The organism is Microcystis sp. M49636_WE2 (genome assembly GCF_030065375.1).
GTDB lineage: Bacteria > Cyanobacteriota > Cyanobacteriia > Cyanobacteriales > Microcystaceae > Microcystis > Microcystis aeruginosa_C.
The window spans coordinates 1-5,286 of the sequence record NZ_JASJFG010000278.1 but is presented as its reverse complement, the minus strand read 5'-3'; the positions used below and the strand labels follow the sequence as shown (position 1 = coordinate 5,286).

The 5,286-nt window shown below is 43.1% G+C and carries 3 protein-coding genes; all 3 read right to left on the bottom strand.

Features of this window, described 5'->3' with window-relative positions; genetic code table 11:
• Positions 1-1,496 (bottom strand): S1 family peptidase (locus tag PX484_RS06700; protein WP_288103222.1); only part of this gene is annotated, 1,496 nt, incomplete at its 3' end.
• Between the two features lie 231 nt (positions 1,497-1,727).
• Positions 1,728-4,190 carry a CHASE2 domain-containing protein gene (locus PX484_RS06695; RefSeq protein ID WP_288103220.1) on the bottom strand — a complete coding sequence of 821 codons (2,463 nt, stop codon included), beginning with the start codon at positions 4,188-4,190 and terminating at the stop codon, positions 1,728-1,730.
• 15 nt (positions 4,191-4,205) lie between these two features.
• On the bottom strand, positions 4,206-5,285 hold the full coding sequence (locus PX484_RS06690) for a DUF1822 family protein (RefSeq protein WP_288103218.1): 1,080 nt from the start codon (positions 5,283-5,285) through the stop codon (positions 4,206-4,208).
• Position 5,286 lies beyond the last annotated feature (1 nt).

Sequence of the window (5,286 nt, the reverse complement as noted above, 5' to 3'; positions counted from 1 at the left end):
AATCTTTCTTGCAATCCGATAAAAGTGCTAATGGGAATCCCTAAACTAAACCCTAACTGAATTTCCGTTACCCCTGCTGTTTCCGAACTTCCATGAATCCCTATTACTCTCCCCTGGGAGTCTAAGACTGCACCGCCACTCATGCCCCGAAATGTGATGCTGGTATAAACTAATTCATACCCTCCGGTTAAAGAAGCAACACTTTGTAATGTTCCACTTTGTTGCGTGCTTAAGTCACTTTGGCGGGTTTGTAGTAATCCCGTTTCTTTATCGTGAATTCTACCGCCACTAAACAACCATTTCGAGGGATTTTGTCCAATTTTAGGGAAGCCTGCCGCAAAAACAAAATCACCGCTATTTGGGTTATAATTCGCTATTTCCGCAACGGGATAATTGTCTCGGCTTTCAAACTGAAAAACTGCTAAATCTACCCCTTCCTGCCGGATGATGGTGCTTTTCTCGATGTTTCGAGTTTTGCCGTCGCTGGTGACGACGGTGTAGGTGTGATCGGCACATCTGGTGGTGCCTTTGATTTTTTCGCAGAAGACGTGATCGGCGGTTAAAACCGTGTAAATATTCCCTTTTTTAGCGATAATGACACCGCTACCGTTTCCACCGCTCGTACTATCAATCCGGACGGTGAAACCCTTCGCTTTTGTTTCTAATTCGGCGATATAGTCAGTAGGGGCGGTGGTTTCTATATCGGGGTTCACCGGCGGTAGGGGTAGGTTATAGGCGCTGAGGATTTCGGGCCGGATGTAGGTTAATAGGGTATGAAGGGAAATGCCCCAATTAACCGCTCTCATCTGTTGGATTTCTGCGTCTGTGGGTTTTGTGCCGTCCTCGTAGATGTAGTTAGAGAGAATCGGATGGGCCGATCGCCCGTTAATGCCGATTAACTCCCCATCGACAAAAATGCCGCCGCCGCTCATTCCCTGCACGATATCGCCACTATAACCGACGCTGTAGCCATCCCGGAGGGGTCGATCGCTGACCTGTTCGAGGGTTCCCTTTGTCGTCCGATACTGTCCCGTTTCGGCAACATATCCCGCAGCCACCACTTCTAAACCGATCTCGTCTTGATTGATGGTAAACTTCGCGATGGTGGCGATCGCATAATTCCTGGTATCGCTAAACTCTAGCAGGGCGAGATCTTGATTCTCCGATAGGGAATTGGGGACAATGCGGGCCGCACGGCTGTGGCCGTCGTAAGTTTGTACCTGTAGGGTTTTCGTGTTGCGGGTAACGTGGGCGTTGGTTAGGATAAGGTAATTATCGCCTTTTTTAGCAATAATCGTCCCCGATCCCCGATTTGTCTCGCTAGTAATCCGAACGGTGACTCGTTGTAGGAATTGCTCCTCGGTAAGCTCCCGATCGCCCTGTGCCGTCAGAATGGGATGATTAGAAATATTTCCGGCAGCCGGGGTGACAAGGGTTAACCCGGGTTGAGGCAGTAGGGAGAAAAGAAGGATGAGGGCGATCGAAGGTTTGATCATTGTTGTTACCTAGGGTTTGCTGAATAAATGTGAAATGTAGGCAAGGTAAGAGTTTTGTCGTTTTTCTCGTGAAACAGGTGCAAGATTTTGAGAGAATCGTGCTTCAAAACCTTGCGTCTTCATCGGCCCGGATCCTGTAGGGGCGAAGCATTCGGGCAATAACCTATCGGTGAAACCGGAGATTTTCTATCCGAATGCTTCGCCCGTACTTTTTCAGCAAGCCTTACCTTGCTATTTTAAGTAGTAAGAACGAAGAAAAAAGAAGATACCGGAGGTGGTGAGAAGTGCGATCGCTGGGGGAATAATCGGAACCCAGAGACCGAAATAACTAAAGAGAAGCCAACCGATACCAGTAAGGGAAATCACAGCGATCGCCACTGTCAAAAGTACCGTTTTTACCCGAAGAAAACGCCACGTTAATAATCCCCCCACCAGGGACCAACCCAACACCCAGAAAGCCTCCTGTAGGGGATTCCAGAAAGCGATCGAGGTACGTTTTCCTGTCATTGTATCGAGAATTTGACTGACTGCGTGCGCGTGCAAATAAACCCCCGGAATTGCTTCCGATGGGTTGCGACTAAAGGGGGTTAAAAAATCATCAATCCCGGGTTCTGTTACTCCAATCAGGACAATTTTTTCCCGGACTGATTCGGAATTAAAACGCGGATCTAAAACCTGTCGGAGAGATTTTTTCGGGGCAATTTTTATGATTGCATCGATGCCATTATCGGCGATTCGACGGTAAGCGAGCATAACTTGACGGCCGGATCGGGTATCGGATTGACTGGTTCTGTAGGGGCCGCGGTTGGATTGTAGCCAGTCACCGAGATGAGTATCCCCGATATTAATTTCTAGAATTCCCCGCTCCAGTTTATTGCAGTCAAAATCTTGATTCTGGGATTCTAGATATCGTTTGGCAATTAGGAGACTAAAACTAGGAGCATAATCTTTAAAATTACAGGACATTGAGTCAACTTTGGCCAAAGAATCCGGGGGAAGACAGGGAGAGGTGCGATCGAGTTTTGCCTGATATAAAAAACGACGAATTCGGGGAACTCCGGCAATGGTTTCGTCTGGGACTATGTTACTAAAACCACTCTGATTTTTTGGCAGTTCCGGGGGTGGGGGAAATCCGTCTGGTTGTGGGTAATTATTGAACTTACAAATCGAGATAAAATTAGGAGTATTTTGTAATTGTTTGGCTAGGGGTGGATAATCTTGACTGGCAGCGATGGGACGGAGGATATCTAAGGCGATAATTTGCGGTTCGTAGGGCAGTAATTTATTTAAAAGCTGCGATAATGCTTCTCCTGCGAGGGAACGTTTTTGATCGCTTCCGGGTATTGTTGGTCTTTTCATACCCATGCGATCTTGATATTCCCAATCTTGGCGATCAATGGTAATAATTAATAATCTGTCATCGGGTTTATCTTTGGGTTTTAGTTGCATCAGGCGATCATAAATATTTAATTCTAAGGGTTCTAAAATTCCTGTTTCTCTTATTGCCAAGACTGTCATCGTTACGGCTAAACCTAAACCGAAAGTTAGAGCAAATCGTCGCCAATTTTGTTGTTTTTGAGGGGAGTTACTGAAACTATGCCAAGTGGGGGGTTCTTCGGTGGGATTGGGGCAAACTACGGGCAGCCAACTGGCACAGGGATAGTCTTTTTCCCAGTCATCGTGGAGATTTTTTTGGGCTTCATGTACGGCGCTATAGAGAGATTTATTATTGGTAAAAGCGGTTAAAAAGTATTGCAGAAATTTGGGAGAAACAGGATCGGGTAATTTCTCGCGCATAAAGATTAGATGGGGTAATGCCATCCCTTTTTCCCGTGATAGTTGTTGTGCTAAACCGATACCATCACAGGAGTTAAATATCGCTAACTTTAACCCGTTTTTAGTAGCTTCTCCCAGGGAAAAGCTAAAATCAGCTATCTTTAATTTATGAGTTTCTGTTAGTTGAATTTCGCAATCTTGGCCATCTTCTGTACTGGCACTATGACCGCTAAAAAAGAGAATATTCCAAGTTTCTTGACGCAATAACTGATTTAATTTTTGCGGGTGAGGGGCTTTTTCCCAGATAATTTCGGCTCCTGCTTTTCCCGCAATATCGTCTAAGGTTTTGCGATCTTCTTCGAGAAATCTTAAGTCGGTGGCATAGCCTAAAATGGCTAAAATCCGAATTTTTTCATGATTTCTTAATTGTCTGGTTAAGGTATCGTATTCTGAGACAATAATGGCTATATCTGCGCCAGTATTTTGGAGAATTTCCCATTTTTCCCAGGGGAATCTTTGCAGCCAAATATTATCGGTTTGTAACCAGATACGAAAGTTATTGCCAGAGCGCAGAATTGCGGTTTTGATCGGTTCAAATTCTGGGCTATTATTCAACCATCTGTTTAAGTTATCCTCAAATAATTTGGCTTTTTCTTGGCAGTTTTTAAAAACTAAATTCTGCTGAGAACTATTGGTAATTTGTTGGGGATTGCTATCTTTTAAGACTTTAAAAAATCCCTCTAATTCACTATAGTGACGTTGCCATTGACGGTAAAGAGTTAATAACTCTAAATTAGCTGGTAGCCTTGCTTTGATCACAGTTTGGGGACGAGAATTAAGATCGGGACGAATTTCTAATTTTACTTTAAATCCCCGATCAAATGTGCCATCTAGTTCGAGAGTTAAGAGTTTAATCATTAAGTTTTTCCTCGCTTATACTTGTAAATATTCGGTGACTCTTGCCGATTCTAAGGCCACTTCAATGAAGAATTTATCCCCCAATTCAGCATCAAATCGATAACGAATAAATTCATCGTTATCTGTGGCAATTACTTCTCGAAAAACCTGACCAGTTTCGGTGAGAATAGTTAATTTTAAATGGGGGGGTAAAGTGCTTGTTTCTCCCGTGGGGTAAACAGTCGCTTGCAGGCTAAATACTTCTTCAATTTTAGCGATAGTAATCATCAAAGCGAGGGGATTTCCCAGTAATTCTACTCCTAAATCTTTGATGCGTTTAATTTCTGTATTTTTGAATGCTGGAACCAGTGACAGTGAGCTAAAATCGAGGACACTTTGCCAATCAATGGGGAAATTATCAGTAAACCAATTGGTTAACTTGACGGGGGATTTTTGCCGACGGGTCATTAAAATTTTTCTCCAGTTACTATTGACGATAACTGCTGCCCATTCTTGAAAAGTAACGGCTTTTCTGGGAAAGATTAACTGAGGATTAGCTAAGATGTCTAGTAAGGTTGTCAATCTATCTAAAGATAGTTTTTCCTCCATCTTTTCCCGTTCAATCTTAACTGCTTGTAATTGACACTCTCCCCATAAATCTAAAGAATCTGCTCCTGATTGCAGTTGATTTCTCGGTAGAGAGTAGTTAAGATTACGCTTAATATATTGTCCTTTTTCCTTAATATCTTTATGGGTAGTATAACCCCAAATTCTTAGATAACTTTCGGCAGTGTTTACCTGTACCGCTAGATAATAATCACCAATTAATTGAGGAATATCTACCCATTCTTTAGGAATTTCGATCGCTTCTAGATCCAGAGTTTCGCTGGCAATAACTATTACTGACTTTTCGTCTAATTTAACGGTAAAACCATTAACTCCTAGTTGCCAGAAATCCTCTTGATTTTCTACTAAGCTAACCCCAGGCATCCCTGACTGTAGATAGTTAAAAATAACTTGTTGACAGAGATAATTAATATAAAATCTCTGACGAATACTGGCATCAGTAAAACTGGCACTTTTTGCCCAACTTATCTCTTGAATATCTGCGGGTATT